This window comes from Sphingobacterium sp. SGL-16, assembly GCF_011043515.1.
Lineage (GTDB): Bacteria > Bacteroidota > Bacteroidia > Sphingobacteriales > Sphingobacteriaceae > Sphingobacterium > Sphingobacterium litopenaei.
The window spans coordinates 23,584-47,745 of sequence record NZ_JAAKGQ010000030.1 but is presented as its reverse complement, the minus strand read 5'-3'; the positions used below and the strand labels follow the sequence as shown (position 1 = coordinate 47,745).

The 24,162-nt window shown below is 37.4% G+C and carries 20 protein-coding genes and 5 tRNA genes; 6 read left to right on the top strand and 19 right to left on the bottom strand.

The features are described from left to right. Window positions 1-55: 55 nt before the first annotated feature. Genes G5B32_RS11145 through G5B32_RS11135 form a run of 3 tightly spaced genes read right to left on the bottom strand, consistent with a single transcriptional unit; the run spans window position 56 to window position 3,461 of the window. A complete protein-coding gene (locus G5B32_RS11145; RefSeq protein ID WP_206366879.1) occupies window positions 56-1,417 on the bottom strand; it encodes an MFS transporter in 1,362 nt (453 codons plus the stop codon). Window positions 1,418-1,459: 42 nt separating this feature from the next. Beyond that, the gene (gene uxuA / locus G5B32_RS11140) at window positions 1,460-2,626 is read right to left on the bottom strand and encodes a mannonate dehydratase (protein ID WP_165291607.1); all 1,167 of its coding nucleotides are present in this window, start codon (window positions 2,624-2,626) and stop codon (window positions 1,460-1,462) included. A 13-nt stretch (window positions 2,627-2,639) separates the two neighbouring features. Beyond that, window positions 2,640-3,461, bottom strand: coding sequence for an SDR family oxidoreductase (locus G5B32_RS11135; protein ID WP_165291606.1), 822 nt, complete (start codon window positions 3,459-3,461; stop codon window positions 2,640-2,642). A 173-nt stretch (window positions 3,462-3,634) separates the two neighbouring features. Here G5B32_RS11135 and G5B32_RS11130 point away from each other — a divergent pair, with 173 nt between their 5' ends. Together G5B32_RS11130 and G5B32_RS11125 are read left to right on the top strand one after the other, a co-directional pair. Further along, entirely contained in the window at window positions 3,635-4,636 is a 1,002-nt protein-coding gene (locus tag G5B32_RS11130) for a sugar kinase (protein WP_165291605.1), read from the top strand. A gap of 4 nt (window positions 4,637-4,640) precedes the next feature. After that, window positions 4,641-5,276: a bifunctional 4-hydroxy-2-oxoglutarate aldolase/2-dehydro-3-deoxy-phosphogluconate aldolase gene (locus G5B32_RS11125; protein ID WP_165291604.1), complete on the top strand. Its 636-nt coding sequence runs from the start codon at window positions 4,641-4,643 to the stop codon at window positions 5,274-5,276. A gap of 73 nt (window positions 5,277-5,349) precedes the next feature. Here G5B32_RS11125 and rpoC read toward each other — a convergent pair whose 3' ends face one another. From rpoC to G5B32_RS11055, 14 genes are all read right to left on the bottom strand, one after another. Next, window positions 5,350-9,624 carry a DNA-directed RNA polymerase subunit beta' gene (gene rpoC, locus G5B32_RS11120; RefSeq protein WP_165291603.1) on the bottom strand — a complete coding sequence of 1,425 codons (4,275 nt, stop codon included), beginning with the start codon at window positions 9,622-9,624 and terminating at the stop codon, window positions 5,350-5,352. Between the two features lie 72 nt (window positions 9,625-9,696). Next, window positions 9,697-13,506, bottom strand: a complete 3,810-nt coding sequence (gene rpoB, locus G5B32_RS11115; RefSeq protein WP_165291602.1) for a DNA-directed RNA polymerase subunit beta — start codon at window positions 13,504-13,506, stop codon at window positions 9,697-9,699. Between the two features lie 162 nt (window positions 13,507-13,668). Continuing rightward, complete coding sequence (gene rplL, locus G5B32_RS11110; RefSeq protein ID WP_002992785.1) at window positions 13,669-14,046, bottom strand: 50S ribosomal protein L7/L12; 378 nt, start codon at window positions 14,044-14,046, stop codon at window positions 13,669-13,671. 80 nt (window positions 14,047-14,126) lie between these two features. Beyond that, the gene (gene rplJ, locus G5B32_RS11105) at window positions 14,127-14,645 is read right to left on the bottom strand and encodes a 50S ribosomal protein L10 (protein ID WP_165291601.1); all 519 of its coding nucleotides are present in this window, start codon (window positions 14,643-14,645) and stop codon (window positions 14,127-14,129) included. Between the two features lie 2 nt (window positions 14,646-14,647). Further along, window positions 14,648-15,346 (bottom strand): 50S ribosomal protein L1, encoded by a 699-nt coding sequence (rplA, locus tag G5B32_RS11100; RefSeq protein ID WP_165291600.1) that lies wholly within the window; start codon window positions 15,344-15,346, stop codon window positions 14,648-14,650. Window positions 15,347-15,368: 22 nt separating this feature from the next. Continuing rightward, window positions 15,369-15,812 carry a 50S ribosomal protein L11 gene (gene rplK, locus G5B32_RS11095; RefSeq protein WP_149913097.1) on the bottom strand — a complete coding sequence of 148 codons (444 nt, stop codon included), beginning with the start codon at window positions 15,810-15,812 and terminating at the stop codon, window positions 15,369-15,371. A gap of 240 nt (window positions 15,813-16,052) precedes the next feature. After that, window positions 16,053-16,598 carry a transcription termination/antitermination protein NusG gene (gene nusG / locus G5B32_RS11090; RefSeq protein WP_165291599.1) on the bottom strand — a complete coding sequence of 182 codons (546 nt, stop codon included), beginning with the start codon at window positions 16,596-16,598 and terminating at the stop codon, window positions 16,053-16,055. Window positions 16,599-16,619: 21 nt separating this feature from the next. Beyond that, window positions 16,620-16,811, bottom strand: a complete 192-nt coding sequence (gene secE / locus G5B32_RS11085; protein WP_165291598.1) for a preprotein translocase subunit SecE — start codon at window positions 16,809-16,811, stop codon at window positions 16,620-16,622. 28 nt (window positions 16,812-16,839) lie between these two features. Then, window positions 16,840-16,910 (bottom strand) — tRNA-Trp (locus G5B32_RS11080). 162 nt (window positions 16,911-17,072) lie between these two features. Further along, the gene (tuf, locus tag G5B32_RS11075) at window positions 17,073-18,260 is read right to left on the bottom strand and encodes an elongation factor Tu (RefSeq protein ID WP_093365846.1); all 1,188 of its coding nucleotides are present in this window, start codon (window positions 18,258-18,260) and stop codon (window positions 17,073-17,075) included. Window positions 18,261-18,333: 73 nt separating this feature from the next. Continuing rightward, a tRNA-Thr gene (locus tag G5B32_RS11070) sits at window positions 18,334-18,405 on the bottom strand. 86 nt (window positions 18,406-18,491) lie between these two features. Then, a tRNA-Gly gene (locus G5B32_RS11065) sits at window positions 18,492-18,567 on the bottom strand. Window positions 18,568-18,620: 53 nt separating this feature from the next. Then, window positions 18,621-18,701, bottom strand: a tRNA-Tyr gene (locus G5B32_RS11060). 24 nt (window positions 18,702-18,725) lie between these two features. Continuing rightward, a tRNA-Thr gene (locus G5B32_RS11055) sits at window positions 18,726-18,798 on the bottom strand. Window positions 18,799-19,151: 353 nt separating this feature from the next. Between G5B32_RS11055 and G5B32_RS11050 the strand changes: the two genes are divergently transcribed. Further along, on the top strand, window positions 19,152-20,294 hold the full coding sequence (locus G5B32_RS11050) for a BamA/TamA family outer membrane protein (RefSeq protein WP_165291597.1): 1,143 nt from the start codon (window positions 19,152-19,154) through the stop codon (window positions 20,292-20,294). On the opposite strand, the gene G5B32_RS17105 is transcribed toward G5B32_RS11050, so the two are convergent. Continuing rightward, on the bottom strand, window positions 20,291-20,716 hold the full coding sequence (locus G5B32_RS17105) for a hypothetical protein (RefSeq protein WP_206366878.1): 426 nt from the start codon (window positions 20,714-20,716) through the stop codon (window positions 20,291-20,293). The genes G5B32_RS11050 and G5B32_RS17105 overlap by 4 nt on opposite strands. An 81-nt stretch (window positions 20,717-20,797) precedes the next feature. On the opposite strand from G5B32_RS17105, the gene G5B32_RS11040 reads away from it, so the two are divergent. After that, the gene (locus G5B32_RS11040) at window positions 20,798-21,640 is read left to right on the top strand and encodes a transglutaminase-like domain-containing protein (RefSeq protein ID WP_165291596.1); all 843 of its coding nucleotides are present in this window, start codon (window positions 20,798-20,800) and stop codon (window positions 21,638-21,640) included. On the opposite strand, the gene G5B32_RS11035 is transcribed toward G5B32_RS11040, so the two are convergent. Next, window positions 21,637-22,749, bottom strand: a complete 1,113-nt coding sequence (locus G5B32_RS11035; RefSeq protein ID WP_165291595.1) for a hypothetical protein — start codon at window positions 22,747-22,749, stop codon at window positions 21,637-21,639. The two genes, G5B32_RS11040 and G5B32_RS11035, sit on opposite strands and share 4 nt — an antisense overlap. A gap of 150 nt (window positions 22,750-22,899) precedes the next feature. Between G5B32_RS11035 and G5B32_RS11030 the strand changes: the two genes are divergently transcribed. Together G5B32_RS11030 and G5B32_RS11025 are read left to right on the top strand one after the other, a co-directional pair. Further along, complete coding sequence (locus tag G5B32_RS11030; protein ID WP_165291594.1) at window positions 22,900-23,562, top strand: epoxyqueuosine reductase QueH; 663 nt, start codon at window positions 22,900-22,902, stop codon at window positions 23,560-23,562. Between the two features lie 66 nt (window positions 23,563-23,628). After that, window positions 23,629-24,162 (top strand): YceD family protein, encoded by a 534-nt coding sequence (locus tag G5B32_RS11025; RefSeq protein ID WP_165291593.1) that lies wholly within the window; start codon window positions 23,629-23,631, stop codon window positions 24,160-24,162.

Sequence of the window (24,162 nt, the reverse complement as noted above, 5' to 3'; positions counted from 1 at the left end):
GTAAAAAGCTCGTTTTAAAAAACGAGCTTTTTACTTTTATCTTATTATTGATTTGTTAAACTTCTACAAGTTTCATTTTAGGAACTAAAGATTTCATAATGAACCATGCCACTATATAGGCTACGGCACAAATACTAAACATAATAGTGTATCCTGTGTCAATATTACCCAAAGCGTCATATTTATCAAAAAGAAATCCACCTAATTTTGACATCACCACACCTCCGATACCTCCAGCCATACCGCCAATTCCTGTAACAGATGCAACCGTAGTTTTTGGGAACATATCCGATACTGTAGAAAAGATATTTGCAGACCATGCTTGATGTGCAGAAGCACCTACTCCTATCAATAAAACAGGAACCCAATAAGAAATATCACCGAATGGCTGAGCCAATAATACTACTAATGGGAATAATGCTATAATTAACATGGCTTTCATACGCCCATCGTAAGCATTATAACCTTTATTGATAAAGTACATTGGAAACCAACCTCCACCTATACTTCCAACCATTGTCATACTATACAATACAGCCAAAGGAAGCATGATTTGCGTTCCTGTCATCGCATATTGATCTTTTAAGAAAGAAGGCAACCAGAATAAGAAAAACCACCATACTCCATCAGTCATAAACTTACCAATAGCAAAGGCCCAAGTCTGTTTGAAGCTCAACAATTTGTACCAAGGAATATTGTATTTAATTTCATTACCGGAAGCATCTTCTGTCGGTAATAAAGTATCACTATTAATATATTCTAACTCAGCCGCAGAAAGACGTTTTTGCTTAGATGGTTTTTCATAGAATATAAACCAGAAAATCAACCATAAGAATCCAACAATACCCACAACCCAGAAAGCCGATTGCCAGCCCCAGGTTACGGCCATCCAAGGCACAGTCAATGGTGCTAAAATAGCACCAATATTAGAACCAGAATTGAAAATACCTGTCGCTAAGGCACGTTCTTTTTTAGGGAAATATTCTGCCGTAGTTTTGATGGCTGCTGGAAAGTTTCCAGACTCCCCAAAACCTAATAATACACGAGATACCATAAAACCTATTACAGAAACGGATAATCCTGTAATTCCTAATACCCCTAGAATAGTAGCTGAAAATTCACCAACTTCAACAGCATAAGCATGTAAAATAGCTGCCAATGACCAAATAACAATGGCCCAAGCAAATCCTTTTTTAGTTCCCAACTTATCGATAAATCGGCCAGCAAACAGCATAGCTATGGCATAAGAAAACTGAAAAGCTGCTGTAATATTAGCGTAATCTGTTTTAGTCCATCCAAACTCTTCTTCTAAAGTTGGATGTAATAAACTTAAAACCTGTCTATCTAGATAATTAATCGTAGTTGCAAAAAAAAGCAAGGCGCATATAGTCCACCTATATTTCCCAATATTCCCCATAATCTTATTTTATATAATTCTGTTATCGTATATTATCTTGAATTAACTTCCTAAGATACCTAATTCCAAACCTCGCAATTCTGCCAAACCTCTTAATCTACCTATAGCGGAATAACCAGGATTTGTCACTTTATTCAAATCATCCAACATTTGATGACCATGATCAGGACGGAAAGGAATTGCTGTATCTCGTTTTTGATTTTCAGCAACAATAGATTTCATTATTTTGTACATATCCACATTACCCTCTAAATGGTCTGCCTCATAAAAATTGCCTAATTCATCAATTTGTACGTTCCGCAAATGCGTGAAGTACACTCTATCTTTGATAAGATCAAAAATGGACAATAAATCATTATTTGGATTAGCCCCTAAAGATCCTGTACAGAAACAAAATCCATTGAAAGGTTGGTTAACTCCTTCCAAAATAGCTTTATAATTATCGTAGTTAGAAACCACACGTGGCAATCCTAAAATAGGAAATGGCGGATCATCTGGATGAATAGTCATCTTTACACCAGTTTCTTGACACGTATCTGCTATCTCACTCAAGAACCAAAGCAGATTATCCTTTAGCCCTTCAGTTCCAATATTTTTATAAATATTAATGCTAGCAGTCAAATCTTCTAATAGAATTTCCTTTTCTGTAGGAATGCCCATCAAAATATTTTGCGTCAAAAGTTTCAAATCCGCGTCAGTAAGTGAAGTTAGCTTCTCTTCTACCTGTGCTAAAATTTCTGCATTATAATCTTTCTCCGCACCTTCTCGTTTTAAAATATGGATATCAAACAAAGCCAAATCCGACCAGTTAAAATATAACGCCTTCGAGCCGTCTTTCATCTCATATTCCAAATCTGTACGTGTCCAATCCAATACCGGCATAAAATTGTAACATACTGTTTTGATTCCGCACGAAGCTAAATTTCGAAGTGTTTGCTTATAATTTTCAATATATTTACCTGCATCCGCAGATTTTGTTTTAATTGCTTCATGTACGGGAACAGATTCAACGACAGACCAAGTTAAACCTGCCGATTCAATAATATTTTTTCTTTCCAGAATATCTTCAACTGGCCATATCTCGCCATGTGCTATATAATGTAAAGCTGATACGATTCCTGTTGCACCTGCTTGTTTCACGTCTGACAAACTCACCGAATCATTCGGCCCATACCATCTCCAAGTTTGTTCTAATTTTTGTTTGCTCATTTATATTTAACGTTTATACTCCAGTCCAAGCTGTAAAACCACCATCAACATATAATACTTCGCCATTCACGAAACTTGCGGCATCACTCAATAGAAATACTAATGCTCCTTCTAATTCCGAAGGATTTCCTAGCCGTGAAAAAGGTGTATTGTTTATAAATTTCTGGCCTCTCTCGGTATATGATCCATCAGGATTAGTAACCAGAGCTCTATTTTGTTCAGTTAAGAAAACTCCTGGAGCAATAGCGTTCACGCGCACACCATCTCCATAACGAAGAGACAATTCTGTAGCCATCCATTTTGTATAGCCTACAATTCCTGTTTTCGCTACCGTGTAGCCTAAAACACGCGTAATAGCCTGATGCGAAGACAGAGAAGCAATGTTAATAATTGAACCTTTACCTTTCTCAGCTATGACCTGGCCAAATATATGTGTAGGAATGATGGTACCATTTAAATTTAATTCAATAGCTGCTAAGGTATCAGTGACTGCTACCTCAAATAGATTTTTATCTGGTCCGATAGTAGCATTTGGCATATTGCCTCCAGCTGCATTAACCAATCCATCTATCGTACCCCATTTTGCTAAAATCAGCTCTTTGGCATGTATAACTTGTTCTTCCTTCAGTACGTCTGCTTGGATAGCAAGCCCTTCGCTACCTAAGGATTCTACCAATTGAACACGTTCTATAGCCTTCTCTAGATTTCGGCCTAAAATAGCAACTTTGGCACCCGCTTCGGCCAATGCTTTTACAAATGATTCTCCGAGTATTCCTGTTCCTCCTGTAATAATGATAACTTTCCCTTTTAAGGAAAATTGATCCAATATACCCATGATATGATACTGTCTTAAAATAAGGTTTATAACTATTATAAAGGTGCTAATATCAGGCTACAATTAAAAAAAATACAACGATTATTTACGGTAACGATTTCGCAAAATTATAAATGGTCTGCTTCGAGTATTTTGTAAAGTATTTGTAATTTGGGTGATTATTGAAATCTAAAATGAATAAACCTAATAAAAGAGTATTGTGTTTTGGAGAACTACTTGTTCGCCTCCAATCTACTGCAGATTCATTTTTCGGCAATCAACAAAATACACTTAAAATTTATGCTGGTGGATCAGAAGCAAATGTAGCTGTGACACTTGGACAGTTAGGTATTGCTACAAGCTATTTCACGGCCGTTCCGAAAAACGCAATATCTAAAGAAATTGAAAGTATACTTGAATCAAAACAGGTAGATACTTCGAAAATTTTGCATCAAGGCGATCGTATAGGTTCTTACTTTTTGCTCTCGGCAAATGGTTTGACAAGCGGCGAAGTAATCTATGATCGCAAGTACTCTGCTTTCAGTGATTTGAAAGTGGAAAATATAAATTGGGACAAACTTTATGACGGAATTGATTGGTTTCACTTTACAGCCATCACGCCAGCACTGAATGAAAGTCTAGCTTATCTAACAGAAGTAGCTTTAGAAGAAGCTATAAAAAGAAATATTACGATATCTGTAGACCTGAACTACCGAAGTAAATTATGGCAATATGGAAAAGATCCTATAGAGATAATGCCGAACTTAATTCGATATGCGGATGTTGTTATGGGTAATATTTGGGCTTCTAATAAAATGTTGGGAACCAGTATTCAAGAGCATTTGGATAGAAGTACCTCAAAAGAAGAATATGTAAATTTTGCAAACCAAGTAGCGTACGAAATGATGGAAAAATTCCCAAAAGTTAGTCAAGTTGCTAACACCTATCGTTTCATGGATAATCCTAAGCACAACCTATTTTATGGAACCTACCACACACGCGAAACAAATGTATTTTCTGATACACGTGAAACTTTTGAAGTCATAGATCGTATTGGTAGTGGAGACGCTTTTATGGGCGGATTGATCTACGCATTAATAAACGAATTGCCCGCACAAGAAATTATTGATACAGCAACAGCCGCTGGTTTCGAAAAACTTTTTGTGAAAGGTGATTTAGGAAATGGTAAAATCTAACATAATGAATATACGAGAAACTATACAAGCCTATCCCGTAATACCAGTATATTATAATGACGATGCTGAAAAATGTATTGAAGTGGTTAAACAATGTTATTCTGGTGGAATTCGGGTATTTGAATTTGTAAATCGTGGAGCCAAAGCTTTAGAAAATTTCAAAATCTTACTGGAATACAAAAACGAAAATCTCCCTGATTTAAAATTGGGCATTGGTACAATTAAAACAGCAGAGCAAGCTAGAGAGTTTGCAGAAGCAGGAACTGAATTTTTAGTCAGTCCAATTGTCAAAGCAGAAATAGCTGTCGTTGCAAAAGAATATAATTTGGATTGGATTCCTGGTTGTATGACCCCAACTGAAATAGCTTTAGCTGAAGAATTAGAAGCTAAATTGGTTAAATTATTTCCAGGTGATACTTTAGGACCTAACTTCCTAAAAGCCATTAAACCATTATTTCCTACATTGAAGTTTATGCCAACAGGTGGAGTGGATACTACTAAAGAAAGTATTAAATCTTGGCGACAAGCAGGTGTATTCTCTGTAGGATTGGGTTCAAAATTATTTGCTGCTCCAAACGAAGCCTCCAATGAAAATTGGTTAGCTGAAAGATGTACACAATTATTAGAATGGGCTAAATAATTACAATTTAGATATAAGAAGTAAAGGCTTTCCAAAATTGGAAAGCCTTTACTTCTTATAAGGAAGAAGAAGATTAATCTTCTTCTTTCGAAGCCAATAATTGATCGTATTCTTCGCGAGAACCTACGATAATATTGCTGTAAGAACGTAAACCTGTACCTGAAGGAATCAAGTGACCTACGATTACGTTTTCTTTCAAACCTAATAAGTTATCACGTTTACCAGCGATCGCTGCCTCATTCAATACTTTAGTAGTTTCTTGGAAAGAAGCCGCCGAGATGAATGATTTAGTACCTAATGAAGCACGTGTGATACCTTGTAGCATAGGGCTTGATGTAGCTGGAACAGCATCGCGTACTTGAACCAATTTCAAATCCTGACGTTTCAAGTTAGAGTTTTCCTCACGCAATCTACGCAAAGTAACGATCTGACCTGGACGCAATGTATTTGAATCACCAGCATCTACTACTACTTTTTTATCAAATAACGAATCGTTTTCTTCCATGAAGTCCCATTTGTTTACTGCTTCTTTTTCTAAGAAACGAGTATCTCCTGGATCTTCGATGTGAACTTTTTGCATCATTTGGTGTACGATTGTCTCAAAGTGTTTATCGTTGATTTTCACACCTTGAAGACGGTAAACCTCTTGAATACCATTAACGATATATTCTTGTACTGCAGCTGGACCTTTGATATTCAAGATATCGCCAGGAGCAATCTGACCATCCGATAATGGCATACCTGCTTTTACGAAGTCGTTATCTTGTACCAAGATGTGTTTCGAAAGTGGAACCAAGTATTTTTTAACTTGACCGTCACGAGACTCGATTGAGATCTCACGGTTACCACGTTTCACACCACCTAAAGTTACAACACCATCGATTTCAGTTACAACAGCTGGATTTGAAGGGTTACGAGCCTCGAATAACTCCGTTACACGAGGAAGACCACCTGTGATATCTCGTGTCTTACCTGTAGAACGAGGGATCTTAACAAGGATAGCACCTTCTTTCAATTTTTGACCATCTGAAACTGCAACGTGAGCTCCTACTGGAATGTTGTATGAACGAATTACCTCACCTTTGTTGTCAAGGACTTTGATAGTAGGGTTTTTCGTTTTATCACGAGTTTCGATAATAACTTTCTCCTTGTGACCTGTTTGCTCATCAGATTCTTCACGGAAAGTAACACCTTCGATGATGGCATCGAATTCTACTTTACCCGCAAATTCAGAGATGATTACCGCATTATATGGATCCCAGTCAACAAGTTTAGTACCTTTTTCAACTTTCTCACCTTCTTTCACGTATAAGTTCGATCCGTAAGGAATGATTTGTTGGTAAAGAACTTTACCGTTGTTAACGATTTTGATCTCACCTGAACGACCTAATACAATTTGGTAAGGACCTTCTTCACCTTCTTTTTCTACTGTACGAACGTTTTCGAATTCGATAGTACCTTCGTATTTTGCGATGATAGATGAATCAGAAGCAATGTTAGAAGCCGTACCACCGACGTGGAACGTACGAAGTGTCAACTGTGTACCTGGCTCACCAATTGATTGTGCTGCGATTACACCGACAGCTTCACCCAACTGAACGCGTTTACCAGAAGCTAAGTTACGACCGTAACAACAAGCACATACACCACGTTTAGACTCACAAGTCAATACCGAACGAATTTCTAAACCTTCGATACCTGCTTCGTCAATAGCTTGTGCCACTTCTTCAGTGATATCTTCGTTAGCCGCTACGATTAATTCGTTAGTCTCAGGGTGGTACACATCATTTAATGGTGTACGACCTAAGATACGATCGTATAATGGTTCAACGATATCATCGTTATCTTTTAATGCAGTTGTATAAATACCTCTTAAACCTCCACAGTCGAAATCAACAACGATCATGTCTTGTGCTACGTCATGTAAACGACGAGTCAAGTAACCAGCATCGGCTGTTTTCAAGGCTGTATCGGCAAGACCTTTACGCGCACCGTGGGTAGAGATAAAGTACTCTAATACGGATAGACCTTCTTTGAAGTTTGATAAGATCGGGTTTTCGATAATTTCACCACCAGAAGATCCTGATTTTTGAGGCTTAGCCATCAAACCACGCATACCTGCTAACTGACGAATCTGCTCTTTCGAACCACGGGCACCAGAATCCAACATCATATATACAGAGTTGAAACCTTGGTTATCATTCGAAAGAATTTCCATCACGTGTGACGTCAACTTATTGTTGATACGTGTCCAGATATCGATGATTTGGTTGTAACGCTCGTTGTTTGTAATGAAACCCATGTTATAGTTATTCATTACTTCTTCAACTTCAGCAGTAGCTTGAGCAATCAAATCCGTTTTAGCTGCAGGAATTTGAACATCTTGTAAGTTGAATGAAAGACCTCCTTTGAATGCTGTTTGGAAACCTAATTCCTTCATATCATCCAAGAACTGAGCAGCGCGCGCCATACCTGTAGTCTTAACGATCTCACCAATTACATTACGTAATGATTTTTTCGTTAAGATTTCATTGATATAACCAACTTCTTCTGGAACGATTTGGTTAAAAATTACACGACCTACTGTAGTCTCGATAATTTTTTGAACCAACTCACCGTTTTCATTCAAGTCTTTAGTTCGTACTTTGATCCAAGAGTGAAGATCTACTTGTTTCTCGTTCAAGGCAATAATTACCTCTTCTGGAGAATAGAAAGTACTTCCCTCCCCTTTCATCTTACGATTTTCATCCGATTTACGGCCTTTAGTAATATAGTAAAGACCCAATACCATGTCTTGAGATGGTACTGTAACTGGAGAACCGTTAGCCGGGTTAAGGATATTGTGTGCCGCCAACATTAAGATCTGAGCTTCCAAAATTGCAGCATTACCTAATGGTAAGTGAACCGCCATCTGGTCACCGTCGAAATCGGCGTTGAACGCTGTACACACTAATGGGTGTAATTGAATCGCTTTACCTTCTACTAATGTAGGTTGGAAAGCTTGGATACCCAAACGGTGAAGCGTAGGAGCACGGTTAAGTAATACTGGGTGTCCTTTTAATACATTCTCCAGGATATCCCATACGATAGGATCTTTGCGATCTACGATTTTCTTAGCCGATTTTACAGTTTTTACAACACCACGCTCTATCATCTTACGGATGATGAATGGTTTGTAAAGCTCTGCAGCCATATCTTTAGGAAGACCACACTCGTGTAGTTTCAAGTGAGGACCTACGACGATTACAGAACGAGCAGAGTAGTCAACACGTTTACCTAATAAGTTTTGACGGAAACGACCTTGTTTACCTTTCAAAATATCAGATAATGATTTCAACGCACGGTTACCTTCTGTTTTCACAGCGTTAACTTTACGTGAATTATCAAATAACGAGTCAACAGCCTCTTGAAGCATACGTTTTTCGTTACGTAAGATTACTTCTGGAGCTTTGATTTCGATCAAACGTTTCAAACGGTTGTTACGGATGATTACACGACGGTATAAGTCATTCAAATCCGAAGTCGCGAAACGACCACCATCCAAAGGCACTAAAGGACGTAACTCAGGTGGAATAATAGGAACGATCTTCACGATCATCCATTCTGGTCTGTTTTCGATACGCTCGTTAGCTCCACGGAAAGCTTCTACAACATGAAGACGTTTTAACGCTTCGTTTTTACGTTGTTGAGAAGTTTCGTTAGCAGCTTGGTGACGTAAATCGTATGATAACTGATCTAAATCAAGACGTTTCAATAATTCTTCTAACGCCTCAGCACCCATTTTAGCAACGAATTTTTGAGGATCGTTATCGTCTAAGTATTGGTTTTCTTTTGGTAAAGTATCTAAAATATCTAAATACTCTTCTTCTGTCAAGAAATCCATGTAAGAAATACCATCATCTTCTTTGATACCCGCTTGGATAACTACGTATCTCTCGTAGTAGATGATCATATCTAATTTCTTAGTAGGAAGACCTAATAAGTAACCAATTTTATTAGGAAGAGAACGGAAGTACCAAATGTGTGCAACAGGAACTACCAAAGCAATGTGTCCCATACGCTCACGACGTACTTTTTTCTCCGTAACTTCAACACCACAACGGTCACATACGATACCTTTATAACGGATACGTTTGTATTTACCACAGTGACATTCGTAATCCTTTACAGGACCGAAGATACGCTCACAGAATAAACCGTCACGTTCTGGTTTGTAGGTACGATAGTTGATCGTTTCTGGTTTAGTAACCTCACCGCTTGAACGCTCCAAAATAGTTTCTGGAGAAGCTAAGCTAATCGTGATTGAAGTAAAGTTACTTTTAATTTTATTATCTTTTTTGTAAGACATACGTTGTATAACTTAAAGATGTATGTTAGAGCATAAGAGGCTCATCGCCTCCTATGCTTGAATATTACTTGATTAATCTAATGTGATATCTAAACCTAAACCACGCAATTCGTGTACTAATACGTTGAATGATTCAGGAACAGATGGTGTTGGTAAGTTGTTACCTTTTACGATAGCTTCGTAAGTTTTAGCACGACCTACAACGTCATCTGATTTCACAGTTAAGATCTCTTGTAAGATGTTAGATGCACCGAATGCCTCAAGCGCCCAAACCTCCATCTCACCGAAACGTTGACCACCGAACTGAGCTTTACCACCCAATGGCTGTTGTGTAATCAATGAGTAAGGACCGATAGAACGAGCGTGCATTTTGTCATCCACCATGTGACCTAATTTCAACATGTAGATAACACCTACAGTAGTTGGTTGGTCAAAACGCTCACCTGTCAAACCATTGTGTAAATATGTACGACCTGATTTAGGTAATCCTGCCTTCTCTACCCACTCTTCTACTTGGTCCATTTCAGCACCATCGAAGATTGGAGTAGCAAACTTAACGCCTAATTTTTGACCAGCCCATCCAAGAACTGTTTCATAAATCTGACCTAAGTTCATACGAGAAGGTACACCTAGAGGGTTCAATACGATATCTACTGGAGTACCGTCTTCTAAGAATGGCATATCCTCATCACGTACGATACGTGCTACGATACCTTTGTTACCGTGACGACCCGCCATCTTATCACCCACTTTCAATTTACGTTTCTTAGCTACGTAAACTTTAGCCATCTGAACGATACCAGAAGGAAGCTCATCACCCACAGAAACTGCGAATTTATCACGTTTGAAAGCTCCTAATTCTTCGTTCAATTTAATATTGTAGTGGTGAAGCGCTAATTTAATTAACTCATTTTTGTCTTCATCAGTAGTCCATCCAAACGGATTAATGTTTGCATAGTCTAAGTCAGTTAAGATTTTTTGAGTGAATTTAGCACCTTTAGCTACTAACAACTCTTTGTATACATTATAGACACCTTGGCTAGTTTTGCCATTCACGATAGTGAATAATTTCTCTACCAAACGCTCTTTTAATACTCTTAAGTTTTTCTCGTGTGCTACTTCTAATTTTTCTAAAGCTTTTCTTTCAACTTCTTTAGACATTTTCTTAGCACGAGAAAATAATTTAGTATCGATAACTACACCTTTGATTGAAGGAGGAGTTTTCAAAGAAGCATCTTTTACGTCACCCGCTTTGTCACCAAAGATCGCACGTAATAATTTCTCTTCTGGAGAAGGATCTGATTCACCTTTAGGCGTAATCTTACCAATTAAGATATCACCTTCACCTACCTCAGCACCTACACGGATAATACCGTTTTCATCTAAGTCTTTAGTAGCTTCTTCCGATACGTTAGGGATATCAGCAGTTAATTCCTCTTCCCCACGTTTTGTATCACGTACTTCCAATTCAAACTCTTCAATGTGAAGTGAAGTGAAAATATCTTGAGATACTACACGCTCAGAGATTACAATCGCATCCTCAAAGTTGTATCCTTGCCAAGGCATGAACGCTACTTTCAAGTTACGACCTAATGCTAATTCGCCATTTTCAGTTGCATAACCTTCACATAATACTTGACCTTTAGTCACTTTCTGACCTTTCTTAACGATAGGTTTCAAGTTGATACAAGTATTTTGGTTGGTTTTCTTGAACTTAATTAATTTATATGTTTTGATATCATCGTCAAATGATACTAAACGCTCATCTTCATTACGTTCGTAACGGATTTTGATTTCTTCAGCATCAACATACTCTACAACACCATTACCTTCAGCATTGATCAATGTACGAGAGTCAGAAGCCACACGACCTTCCAAACCAGTACCTACGATAGGTGCTTGAGGGCGTAACAATGGCACCGCTTGGCGCTGCATGTTTGATCCCATCAATGCACGGTTGGCATCATCATGCTCCAAGAATGGAATCAATGAAGCCGCGATTGAAGTAATTTGGTTTGGAGCAACGTCCATATAATCCAATTTCTCTGGCTCAATAATAGGGAAGTCACCCTCGTATCTAGCTTTTACTTTTGGATCTACGAAGTTACCTTTATCATCGTAGTAAGCATTCGCTTGCGCGATTGTTTTGCCGTCTTCATCCTCAGCCGATAAGTAAACTACAGGCTCATCTACGACTACTTTACCGTCTCTTACTTTACGGTAAGGAGTTTCGATAAATCCTAAGTTGTTAATCTTAGCGTGAACAGATAAAGATGAAATCAAACCGATGTTTGGACCCTCAGGAGTTTCGATAGTACACAAACGACCGTAGTGCGTGTAGTGAACGTCACGAACCTCAAAACCAGCACGCTCACGTGATAGACCACCAGGACCTAACGCTGACAAACGACGTTTGTGCGTGATCTCAGCCAATGGGTTAGTTTGGTCCATGAACTGAGAAAGTTGGTTCGTTCCGAAGAACGAATTGATTACTGATGACAATGTACGAGCATTAATCAAATCAGTAGGTGTAAATACTTCGTTGTCACGAATGTTCATACGCTCACGAATAGTACGTGCCATACGAGCCAAACCTACACCGAATTGTGCATACAACTGCTCACCAACAGTACGTACACGACGATTTGACAAGTGGTCAATATCATCCACCTCAGCTTTAGAGTTGATCAAGTTGATCAAGTACTTCACGATAGCGATGATATCTTGACGAGTCAACACTTTAGTTTCAGGATCAGTATCCAACTTCAACTTACGATTAATGCGGTAACGACCTACATCACCTAAATCATAACGTTTGTCTGAGAAGAATAAACGATCGATGATACCACGAGCAGTTTCCTCATCAGGTGGTTCAGCGTTACGTAATTGACGATAGATATGCTCCACCGCTTCTTTCTCTGAGTTAGATGTATCCTTTTGTAAAGTGTTATATATGATAGAATAGTCCGCATTGTTTGCTTCATCTTCTTTCGCTAAGATAATAGACTTAACGCCAGCGTCGATGATCAAGTCAATGTGATCTTCTTCTAATACAGTTTCACGTTCAAGGATAATTTCGTTACGATCGATAGATACTACCTCACCAGTATCCTCATCTACGAAATCTTCCGTCCATTTATTCAATACCCTTGCCGCTAAACGACGACCAACGTATTTCTTTAATCCAGATTTACTAACTTTAATTTCATCAGCTAAATCGAATAATTCTAAGATATCTTTATCTGAATCATAACCGATTGCACGTAATAAAGTAGTAACTGGGAATTTTTTCTTACGATCAATATACGCATACATCACGTTGTTAACGTCTGTAGCGAACTCAATCCAAGATCCTTTAAAAGGAATTACCCTTGCAGAATAAAGTTTTGTACCATTTGTGTGTCTACTCTGACCAAAGAAAACACCAGGAGAACGGTGTAGCTGAGATACAATTACACGCTCCGCACCATTGACAACGAAAGTGCCCTTTGGTGTCATGTATGGAATTGTACCTAAGTATACATCTTGTACGATAGTTTCGAAATCTTCGTGTTCTTCGTCATTACAAGACAACTTCAATTTTGCTTTCAAAGGCACGCTATAAGTCAAGCCACGCTCAATACACTCTTGAATATCATAGCGAGGAGGATCAATGAAGTAATCCAAAAACTCTAGCACGAATATGTTTCTTGAATCAGAAATAGGGAAGTTTTCCGCGAAAACCTTGTACAACCCTTCCTGATGGCGGTTATCAGAAGTAGTTTCTAATTGAAAAAACTCCCTGAAAGACTCCAATTGCACATCCAAGAAATCAGGATAATCGATTACCTTTTTACTTGTAGCAAAATTTACTCTTTCGTTTTGAATATTATTGTTTGCCAAGGGAATAAGATTTTAGTTTAAAAAAACTGAAATTAATGTTTTGCTGTTTTGAGTCTTTAGATCATGCGACAGCATACACACGAAAAGACTTATTATATATTAAAACGGGAATAGACTCTGATAAATTATCAGAGTCTAATCTCGTTTTGGTGTTATTTGAAATTATTTAATCTCAACAACAGCACCAGCTTCTTCTAATTGTTTTTTCAAAGCTTCAGCTTCGTCTTTAGAAACACCAGCTTTTAATTCTTTAGGAGCACCGTCAACTAAATCTTTAGCTTCTTTCAATCCTAAACCAGCTAAGTCTTTTACTAATTTAACTACAGCTAATTTTTGACCACCAGCTTCTTTCAAGATAACGTCGAATGAAGTTTTCTCTTCAGCAGCAGCAGCGCCACCTTCAGCTGGAGCAGCAGCAACTGCAACAGCAGCAGCAGCAGGCTCGATACCGTACTCGTCTTTTAAGATATCAGCTAATTCTTTAACTTCTTTTACTGTTAAGTTAACTAACTGTTCAGCAAGTTGTTTTAAATCTGCCATTTTATTTTGATTTTTTGAATGTTCTTTTAAAAAATATTGTTAATTAAACTACGAACTTTTTTAATTGTATAAGGTGCTCGTTAACCTCTTTGTTCTAAAGCTTTTAATACGCCAGAGATTGTATTTCCACCCGATGAAAGAGCAGAGATAACATTTTTCGCTGGAGATTGAAGTGCCGCGATAACGTCTGCGATAAGCTCTTCTTTCGATTTTAGAGTTACTAAAGCATTTAATTGATCATCACCTACGAAAGCAGTTTCTTGAATGTATGCTGCTTTTAATACTGGTTTGTCACCTGCTTTACGCAATTCTTTAATCAATTTCGCTGGAGCATTACCTGTCTCAGAGAATAATAATGTAGAAGCACCTTTCAATACACCTACTAACTCAGGAGACTCGATACCTGCTTCGATTAATGCTTTCTCGATCAAAGTGTTTTTAGCCACTTGCATCACGATACCTGCATCGAAACATTTACGGCGAATTCCGTTGATTTTTTCAACAGTTAAATCAGCAGTATCAGTAATATAGAAGTTACCGTAAGATTTAATCTGTTCTGCTAAAGCTTGAACAATTTCTTGTTTTTCTTCTTTTCTCATGATTAAATACCTGCTACTGATTTAGTTTCTACATGAATACCCGGACTCATAGTTGATGAGATGTGGATACTCTTGAAGTATGTTCCCTTAGCTGCTGAAGGTTTTAATTTAGCGATTACTTGCAATACTTCTAAAGCGTTTTCGTAAATCTTCTCTGCTGGGAAAGACACTTTTCCTACCGAAGTATGGATGATACCTGTTTTGTCAACTTTAAAATCGATCTTACCGCCTTTTACGTCTGTTACAGCTTTACCTACCTCTGTAGTTACTGTACCAGTCTTAGGGTTAGGCATTAAGTTTCTTGGACCTAAAATACGACCCAATTTACCTACTTTAGCCATTACCGAAGGCATAGTGATGATAATGTCAACGTCAGTCCAACCACCTTCAATTTTGCTGATGTACTCATCTAAACCTACGAAGTCTGCACCTGCAGCTTTAGCTTCTTCTTCCTTATCAGGAGTTACTAATGCTAAAACACGAACAGTCTTACCAGTCCCGTGAGGTAATGTCGCAATACCACGAACCATTTGATTCGCTTTGCGTGGATCTACGCCTAAACGTACGTCGATATCCACAGAAGCATCAAATTTTGTTGTAGTAATCTCTTTCACTAAAGCAGAAGCTTCAGCCAAAGTATACGCTTTACCAGCTTCAATTTTGGATAGTGCCGCTTTTTGATTTTTTGTTAATCTAGCCACTTTCTTAAACTGATTTCGTTAATTAATTTTTCCAAGGAGCGTCACCTGAAACAGTGATACCCATACTACGCGCTGTACCAGCTACCATGCTCATTGCAGATTCTACAGTGAAAGCATTTAAGTCAGTCATTTTGTCTTTTGCAATCGTTTCAACTTGCTCCCAAGTAATAGAAGCAACTTTTTTACGATTTGGCTCACCTGATCCACTTTTCAATTTAGCAGCATCTTTTAACTGAACTGCTACTGGTGGAGTTTTGATGATAAAATCAAATGACTTGTCAGCATAAACAGTAATTACTACTGGTAATACTTGACCTGGTTTGTCTTGCGTACGAGCATTGAACTGTTTACAGAAATCCATAATGTTCACACCTTTAGCACCTAAAGCAGGTCCTACTGGAGGAGATGGATTTGCTGCACCGCCCTTAACTTGTAATTTTACTAACGCACTGACTTCTTTTGCCATTTTGTTTTGAATTTAATTTGTTAAATGTTTGTTAGTAAGTTGGAAGCAATAACGTAACATTTACTTTTCGTTTACCGTTAAACAATAGTTTTCACAACTAAACGAGGTGCAAAGATAATAAGAATATTTTAAATACAAAAGAATACTGAAAATATTTAATACTAACCTTACTAAAATTTATTTAAGCATAAAAAAGCCTTCCCACGTATAATAGGAAGGCTTAATTTATTATAAATAATATTATTCTTTTTCTACTTGCATGTAGTTTAATTCAAGTGGTGTCTTACGACCGAATACTTTAACCATTACAGTTAATTTTTTCTTATCCTCATGAACCTCTTCAATCTCACCCGTAAATCCGTTGAAAGGACCATCTGTCACTTTCACTGACTCACCTACGAAGTATGCTACATTGATAGATTCACCTTGCTCCGCCATTTCATCCACTTTACCTAAGATTCTATTCACCTCAGCTTGACGCAATGGAATTGCTACACCAGCTTTATCACCTAAGAAACCGATAACACTATTCAAATTTTTGATTGCGTGTTCGATTTCACCATTTAAAGCAGCCTCTATTAATACATATCCTGGATAGTAGTTACGCTCTTTCGCTACTTTTTTTCCGTCGCGCATTTGGTAATACTTCTCCATCGGAATTAACACTTGAGGTACTACGTGTTGAATACCTAATCTATTAACTTCCGCCTCTATGTATTGTTTTACTTTCTTCTCTTTACCACTTACAGCACGTACAACGTACCACTTTAAACTTTGATCAGCCATATTATTCTTCTAGATAGAACTTTATTTAGTACCGTATAATAACTCCAATACATTACTTGAAGCCTTATCCATTACCAATACTACTAAAGCTATGATCAACGAAGCTACAAGTACTACCACTGCATGGTTTTGCAATTGAGACCAAGTAGGCCAAGTAACCTTCTCAGTTACCTCTTGATAAGACTCTTTAAAAAAATCAAGTACTTTAGCCATTGTTTGATTATTTATTTAAGTTATTTAGCACGGGCACCAGGACTCGAACCCAGACCAAAGGTTTTGGAGACCTTCGTTCTACCTTTAAACTATGCCCGTGTATTTCTTATTTTGTGATGCAAATATAGTGTTCTATTAGCATTAGACCAAATGTTTTTTGCTTTTTTTTACTATTTAAAGAACAATATTTACATTGAAAAAAATAAGCTAATCAGCATCAGCTAATTAGCTTATTTAATATTTTATAGATAATCTATAAGATTACGCTAAGATTTCAGTTACCTGACCAGCACCTACTGTACGACCACCTTCACGGATAGCGAAACGTAGACCTTTTTCCATAGCGATAGCGTTGATCAACTTAACAGTGATTGTAACGTTATCACCTGGCATAACCATCTCAGTACCTTCTGGTAAAGAAATTTCACCTGTTACGTCAGTTGTACGGAAGTAGAATTGAGGACGGTATTTGTTGAAGAATGGAGTGTGACGACCACCTTCAGCTTTTGATAATACGTAAACCTCAGCTTTGAAATCTGTGTGAGGAGTTACTGAACCTGGTTTACAGATAACCATACCACGTTTGATATCAGTTTTCTCAATACCACGTAACAATAAACCTACGTTATCACCAGCTTCACCGTAATCTAAGATTTTACGGAACATCTCAACACCTGTTACTGTAGATTTCAAGTTCTCAGCACCCATACCTAAGATCTCAACTGGATCACCAGAGTTGATTACACCTCTTTCGATACGACCTGTAGCAACTGTACCACGACCAGTGATTGAGAATACGTCCTCGATTGGCATCAAGAAAGGTAAGTCAGTCAAACGTGGAGGAATTGGAATGTAGTTATCTACAGCATCCATTAATTCCATAATTTTTTCAACCCACTCAGGCTCACCATTCAATGCACCTAAAGCTGAACCTTTGATTACTGGAATATCATCACCTGGGAATTCGTAGAATGATAATAATTCACGAACTTCCATTTCAACTAAGTCTAATAATTCTGGATCATCAACTAAGTCAGTTTTGTTCATGAAAACTACTAACGCAGGAACACCTACTTGGCGAGCCAATAAGATGTGCTCACGAGTTTGAGGCATAGGACCATCAGTAGCAGCAACTACGATGATAGCACCGTCCATTTGAGCAGCACCAGTAACCATGTTTTTCACGTAATCGGCGTGACCTGGACAGTCAACGTGTGCATAGTGACGGTTAGCTGTTGAATACTCAACGTGCGCTGTGTTAATAGTGATACCACGTTCTTTTTCTTCAGGAGCAGAGTCAATTGAATCAAATGAACGAGCTTCTGATAAACCTTTATCAGCTAATACTTTAGTGATAGCTGCAGTTGTAGTAGTTTTACCGTGGTCAACGTGACCGATTGTACCTATGTTTAAGTGCGGTTTACTACGGTCAAATTTCTCTTTTGCCATGTTTATGCGAATTAGTAATTATTAAATATTTCTTATTAAATTCTGTTACAAAAATAATAAACTTATTGTATCGAGCCAAAGATGGGATTTGAACCCACGACCTCTTCCTTACCAAGGAAGTGCTCTACCCCTGAGCTACTTCGGCTTTTTATAAAAGCTTATTTACGGAATTATGCCTCCACCTTACACATTTGAACCATGAAAGATAGAGACTGAAAAACCTTGAAAATTTGGAGCGGAAGACGAGGTTCGAACTCGCGACCTATAGCTTGGAAGGCTATCGCTCTACCAACTGAGCTACTTCCGCTTTTGTTTACAACCTCTAATATTGATTTAAATTGTAAACTAACAATATTAGTGTGGAGGGAGAAGGATTCGAACCTTCGAAGCCGAAGCAACGGATTTACAGTCCGTCCCATTTGACCGCTCTGGAACCCCTCCAGACCTGTGATTTCTCACATTTAGAGCCTCCTATCGGAATCGAACCAATGACCTACTGATTACAAGTCAGTTGCTCTACCAGCTGAGCTAAGGAGGCTTTTATTTTTATTGTCTTATCAAACTCTCGAAGAACATCTACTCTTCCGAGCAGCTGGTGCAAAGATAGAAAAATTCATTTCAAATTTGCAAGAGAATTTATCAAAAACTTTTTATTATTTATTTCTTAAAGAACACTATCAAAATACGTCCTCAATTCATCGCCTGTGTTCGTTTTTGATGTTGCAAAGATAGACACAGGATTCACATTTCAAAAATTTTTAATCAAAAAAAGATATTCAAAAACGTCATTAAGCTGATATGCAGCTCAATAATTTTTCATTAAAAAATTTAAACAAACCTTTACAAATGTTTTGGGTTATATTTGAAACGACAATTTTCAACATATGTTGTATGAAAAAACACTTAACTATTTTTTTATTGCTGCTCATTTCTGGATCTATACACGCTCAAGATTTCACAAATTTTATCAAAAGAATTATCAAAAACACTTTTTCATCACAGGGTGACACCACACGAAAAGGAAGCTTTTTCATCTTACCAGCCTTTGCATACGCTCAAGAAACTGGCGCAGAATTTGGAATCGCAGCTACTTACAACTTCTATTTGGATAAAGAAAATGTAACAAGCCGCACTTCTAACATCTCTTTGATAAGTACTATCACAACGGAAAAGCAAAAAAAAATTAATATAAACGCTGATCTTTGGACAAAAAATAATGATTACCATATCCTACTAGAACTCAGAGCGCGAGATTGGCCATTCAACTTTTATGGCATAGGGAATAATACTTGGAAAGCAGACGAAGATTATTTAGATCAAACACTCTATCGCATTAAAGCAGATGTAGAAAAAAGAATAGCTCCTAAATTATATCTTGGAGTCAATACAAGTTATGATCATTTCAAATTTGAAGACAAAGAAAATGGAGGGATTTTCGACAGAGATCCCAGCATTTCAGGAAAAACAGGAGGACAATATGCAAGTATTGGATTATCTGCATTATATGACACACGCGATGTCACCACTTATACAAACAAAGGTTTTTACAGCCGTTTCAAATATGCTTTTGTCCCTCAATTATTCAAGGAAACAGACTTTAACGGTTCACTTTTAGAAGCTGATGTACGCGGGTTTCACCCATTATCAAAAAAGGTTAACGTTGCTGGGCAGATTTTATATCGTGGCACGTATGGAGAAAATATTCCTTTTTATAGTTTACGTGATTTAGGAGGAGACATGACTATGCGCGGATATTATTTAGGACGCTATAAAGACAAAAACTATTTAGCTACGCAAGCGGAATTACGCTATCGTTTCCACCCTCGATTCGGAATACTAGCTTTTGGCGGCACTGGTACTACTTTTTCTCCAGAACACAAAGCTCGCTTTATACCTAGTTATGGTGCTGGTATGCGCTATTTCTTTAGTATAGAACATAGCAGCAGTATACGTTTTGATTATGCTTTCGGGGAAAAAAGAACTGGAGAAGAAAGGCAAACAGGTTTTTACCTCAGCTTAAGCGAAGCGTTTTAATAGAACCAATACGGAAAGCGCAACTTAAAGGATTCCTTGGGTTGCTCTTTTCTTTTACAGATTATTCCAAATTCAAATAAATCAATCAATACCACAAAATCTGTATGTTCCTGCATGGATTTCCAGATTCTTCTATGAGTTGCCTTTTGATGTATGTTTTTGACGAAAATCATAAAATACGAATCTTGTAAAGCCAATAGATCGTCTAAAGAATGCTGATGAAAATCGGTAATTAAAAAAGAAGAACTCTCCACCCCTTTTACATTATAATAATCTATAATATCCTCTATCAACGATTTACTTCGCGTGATGTTCTTATTATAAATCAATTCATCAGTCAAAGCATATACAAATGGGGAGTGCGTACCATGACGGCTATTTGACGTGATAAAATGCTTGATTTTTTTCAGAAGATAAATCATAGCGCAAAAATACACATATTGATTAACAATTTTTGAAAGCTGAATTCTTAATAAATGAATCAATTTTACTAAATTTAATATATGAATGAGAGAGAGGTAAAAGCGATAATATCTTTATTAGACGATCCAGATACAGAAATTTTCAATCAGTTGGAGCAACGTCTTGTGACATTTGGCCCAGAAGTAATTCCACTACTGGAAGAAAATTGGGAATCTTCGTTTGATCCATTATCTCAGTCTAGAATTGAAAATATAATTCACAAAATCCAATTTGACCAGATAAAATATGATCTTCAATTTTGGGATTTAAAAAACAATGATGACTTACTAGAAGGTCTATTAATTATAAATCGATACCAATACCCTAATTTGGATGAAAATAATGTATTGTTGACCATCTCGGAACTGAAGCGAAACGCGTGGTTTCAATTAATGTACGATATGAGTCCGCTGGAGAAAGTAAAACTGCTTAACAATATAATCTTCCGCGAATTTGGACTTTCAGGCAATACCACAAATTATCACGATCCGCAAAACTCCTTTATTCATAAAGTATTAGAAACAAAACGTGGAAATCCTATTTCCTTATCGTGTATATATAGCATCATCGCCCAACAATTGGATATCCCGATTTATGGCATAAATCTTCCAAAACACTTTATAGTAGCGTACATGGAAGATATGGAACAACCTCCCTTGTTTTACATCAACGCGTTCAATAGAGGCCAAATCATGCATCAAAACGATATACATTCCTTCTTGAAGCAATTGAACCTTCCTTCAAGTGAAGAATACACCATGCCCTGTACGAACAAAGCCATTATTAAACGCGTATTACGCAATTTAATAACGGCTTATGAAAATATTGGGAATCCTCAGAAAAGAGAGGAAATTGACATCCTTTTAAAAATTATCGAAGATTAACGCGCATCCAACGAAATACTTTCGGGTGTTCTACCTCTTAAGTTTAATTCTGCATTAGGAGCAACATTCCCGTTATCTTCAATCAAATAACGAAAAACTCTTTTAGCTCCAGAATCAGCGACATAGATATATTTACCGTCTGCACGAGAGTCAATCGCCACATCCATTGGCTGTTTGAGTTTTGTAGCAGCGCCAGTTATAATACGCGTAGGCGTAATTTTTTGTGTAGTACTATGCGAAGAAAAGTTTTCAAACACTAAAATTCGACCATCTCTAACTTCGTTACCAACTACCGAATAATCAGTCAATAATAATATATCTTTTGATTTAGAATAAGAAATCCCTCTTAAATTTCTAGCACCTTCAATTGTTAAGGTATAGGTTGGAGAAATATTTGTTAACGTAGTATCCGATTTCTCGATGAGATTTTGAGCAAATCCTTTATAAGATACAACCGCCCCTTCAATACTCGCATCTCCTGTACGAACAATATATACATCCTTTTCATCCATCGTTATACCCCAAGGAATAAAATCTAATACCATTTGAAAACGAGGTTTAGCATAGAAACCTGAATTAATAGGCTTATAAAAAGCAAATAAATAAGGTGTAGCAACAGTATCCGATTTTTGAATAGCTAATAGAAACTCTTGAGCTAAAGTACCTGTGGCGTTATTTACAACGGTGTAATGCATCCCCCTTACATTGTCTAACCTTCTGTTCGGTAACTTTGCGCGGCTCGAAGGCACTCCCAAAACATTCACAGATAATACTTGAATGGAAGTATCATTTAAACCAGGTGAATTTATCCCCGATTGAAATATCATACCATTGCTCAACGGAGAATAATGAATAGTTCTACCTCCTTTTGCTGCGGACACATAACCTTTCACATCTGATTCTGCGGGAAAAGTATCGCCATCAGCGGGATCCACAATCCAGATATTTTCTAAATTAGTCGACGCTCCAGCCTGATAATCTGAAGTAGAAACGTATAATCTTGAAATAGCTTTTATCTCTCTTGCTGGTGGTTCATCATCGTCACGTTGACATGAAATAGCTCCTATTAATAGTGTCGGTATTAAATATAAAAATAATAATTTGCGCATATAATTCGAATCGATTACTTCGTTTACAAATGTATAAATTTTTGTTAGTAAGTATTTAAACGAAAATAGCATTCTGAACGTTACAAAATTGAAATTACTTTTAAAAGCCAGCAGATTTCCGTAAAATTGTAGTCGAATACCTTTGAGGCTATGGAAACTAAAAAAGAATTGATAAGAGAGAAACTTGAATTACCTAATCAGGGCAAAAAATTACTTCTGCACTCCTGCTGTGCTCCTTGTGCCGGCGAAGTCATGGAGGCTTTGATTGCATCTGATATAGAATTCACTATCTATTTCTACAATCCAAATATTCATCCACGCAAAGAATACGACATTCGTAAAGAAGAGAATATTCGTTTTGCTGAGAAACACAATATCCCCTTCATCGATGCGGATTATGACGTTGACCATTGGTTTGAATTAGCCAAAGGCATGGAGCATGCTCCTGAAAGAGGCGAAAGATGCACCATGTGTTTCGATATGCGATTCGAAAAAACAGCAGAATACGCTGCCGCAAATGGATTTGACGTAATATCCAGCTCCTTAGGCATTTCTCGCTGGAAGAATATGGAGCAGATCAACGACTGTGGCTTGCGTGCAGTATCGAGATGGCCTAATATGGATTATTGGACATTCAACTGGCGAAAAAAAGGTGGCTCCGCTCGTATGTTAGAAATTAGCAAACGTGAGAAATTCTACATGCAAGAGTACTGTGGCTGTGCATATTCGCTACGTGACACGAATAAATGGCGTATGGCGAATGGACGTGAAAAAATAGAATTAGGTGTAAAATATTATGGTGATGATGAATAATTATTTCACAAAATAATTGCATCCTAAAATATAAAACATTAATTTTGCAGGCTCAAATACAAGATTGTGAAGTATCTAAAACAATATAGAATTCCATTTTCGGGATTAGCAGCAGGAAAGCACGATTTTGAGTTTGAGATAAACGATAAGTTCTTTGACTGCTACGAGCATTCATTAGTAAAGAAAGGTAATCTTACCGCTAACGTCTCCCTACAAAAACAGGAAGCCATGCTGATTGTCAATTTTGACATTCAGGGTACGATAAAATTGAATTGTGATGTATGCTTAGCCGAATTCGATGCTCCTGTATCTTTTCAAGAAAGAATTATAGTAAAATTCATCAATGAAGAGTGGGACAACGAAACTGATGAAGTAATTATTCTCAATAAAACAGATCATGAGCTTGATATAGCAAACCTGTTGTACGAATACATTAATGTACAAGTTCCGTATTATACAAAATGTACTGAGCAAGGTGTAAATATTACGTGTGATCCAGAGATGCTCGCTAAAATCAGTTCAGAAGAAGAAGGATCGGACATAGAGGAAGAAAACATTGACCCGCGTTGGGCCGCATTAAAGAATATTAAAAACAATTAA

Coding starts and splice junctions, on each gene's coding strand:
- rplL (WP_002992785.1), bottom strand. CDS start 14,046: ATGGCAGATTTAAAACAACTTGCTGAACAGTTAGTTAACTTAACAGTA.
- rplK (WP_149913097.1), bottom strand. CDS start 15,812: ATGGCAAAAGAAGTCAGTGCGTTAGTAAAATTACAAGTTAAGGGCGGT.
- tuf (WP_093365846.1), bottom strand. CDS start 18,260: ATGGCAAAAGAGAAATTTGACCGTAGTAAACCGCACTTAAACATAGGT.
- G5B32_RS11030 (WP_165291594.1), top strand. CDS start 22,900: ATGGAAACTAAAAAAGAATTGATAAGAGAGAAACTTGAATTACCTAAT.
- G5B32_RS11145 (WP_206366879.1), bottom strand. CDS start 1,417: ATGGGGAATATTGGGAAATATAGGTGGACTATATGCGCCTTGCTTTTT.
- G5B32_RS11130 (WP_165291605.1), top strand. CDS start 3,635: ATGAATAAACCTAATAAAAGAGTATTGTGTTTTGGAGAACTACTTGTT.
- G5B32_RS11125 (WP_165291604.1), top strand. CDS start 4,641: ATGAATATACGAGAAACTATACAAGCCTATCCCGTAATACCAGTATAT.
- G5B32_RS17105 (WP_206366878.1), bottom strand. CDS start 20,716: ATGATTTATCTTCTGAAAAAAATCAAGCATTTTATCACGTCAAATAGC.
- uxuA (WP_165291607.1), bottom strand. CDS start 2,626: ATGAGCAAACAAAAATTAGAACAAACTTGGAGATGGTATGGGCCGAAT.
- G5B32_RS11040 (WP_165291596.1), top strand. CDS start 20,798: ATGAATGAGAGAGAGGTAAAAGCGATAATATCTTTATTAGACGATCCA.
- rplJ (WP_165291601.1), bottom strand. CDS start 14,645: ATGAGAAAAGAAGAAAAACAAGAAATTGTTCAAGCTTTAGCAGAACAG.
- G5B32_RS11050 (WP_165291597.1), top strand. CDS start 19,152: ATGAAAAAACACTTAACTATTTTTTTATTGCTGCTCATTTCTGGATCT.
- G5B32_RS11035 (WP_165291595.1), bottom strand. CDS start 22,749: ATGCGCAAATTATTATTTTTATATTTAATACCGACACTATTAATAGGA.
- nusG (WP_165291599.1), bottom strand. CDS start 16,598: ATGGCTGATCAAAGTTTAAAGTGGTACGTTGTACGTGCTGTAAGTGGT.
- rpoC (WP_165291603.1), bottom strand. CDS start 9,624: ATGTCTTACAAAAAAGATAATAAAATTAAAAGTAACTTTACTTCAATC.
- G5B32_RS11135 (WP_165291606.1), bottom strand. CDS start 3,461: ATGGGTATATTGGATCAATTTTCCTTAAAAGGGAAAGTTATCATTATT.
- secE (WP_165291598.1), bottom strand. CDS start 16,811: ATGGCTAAAGTACTTGATTTTTTTAAAGAGTCTTATCAAGAGGTAACT.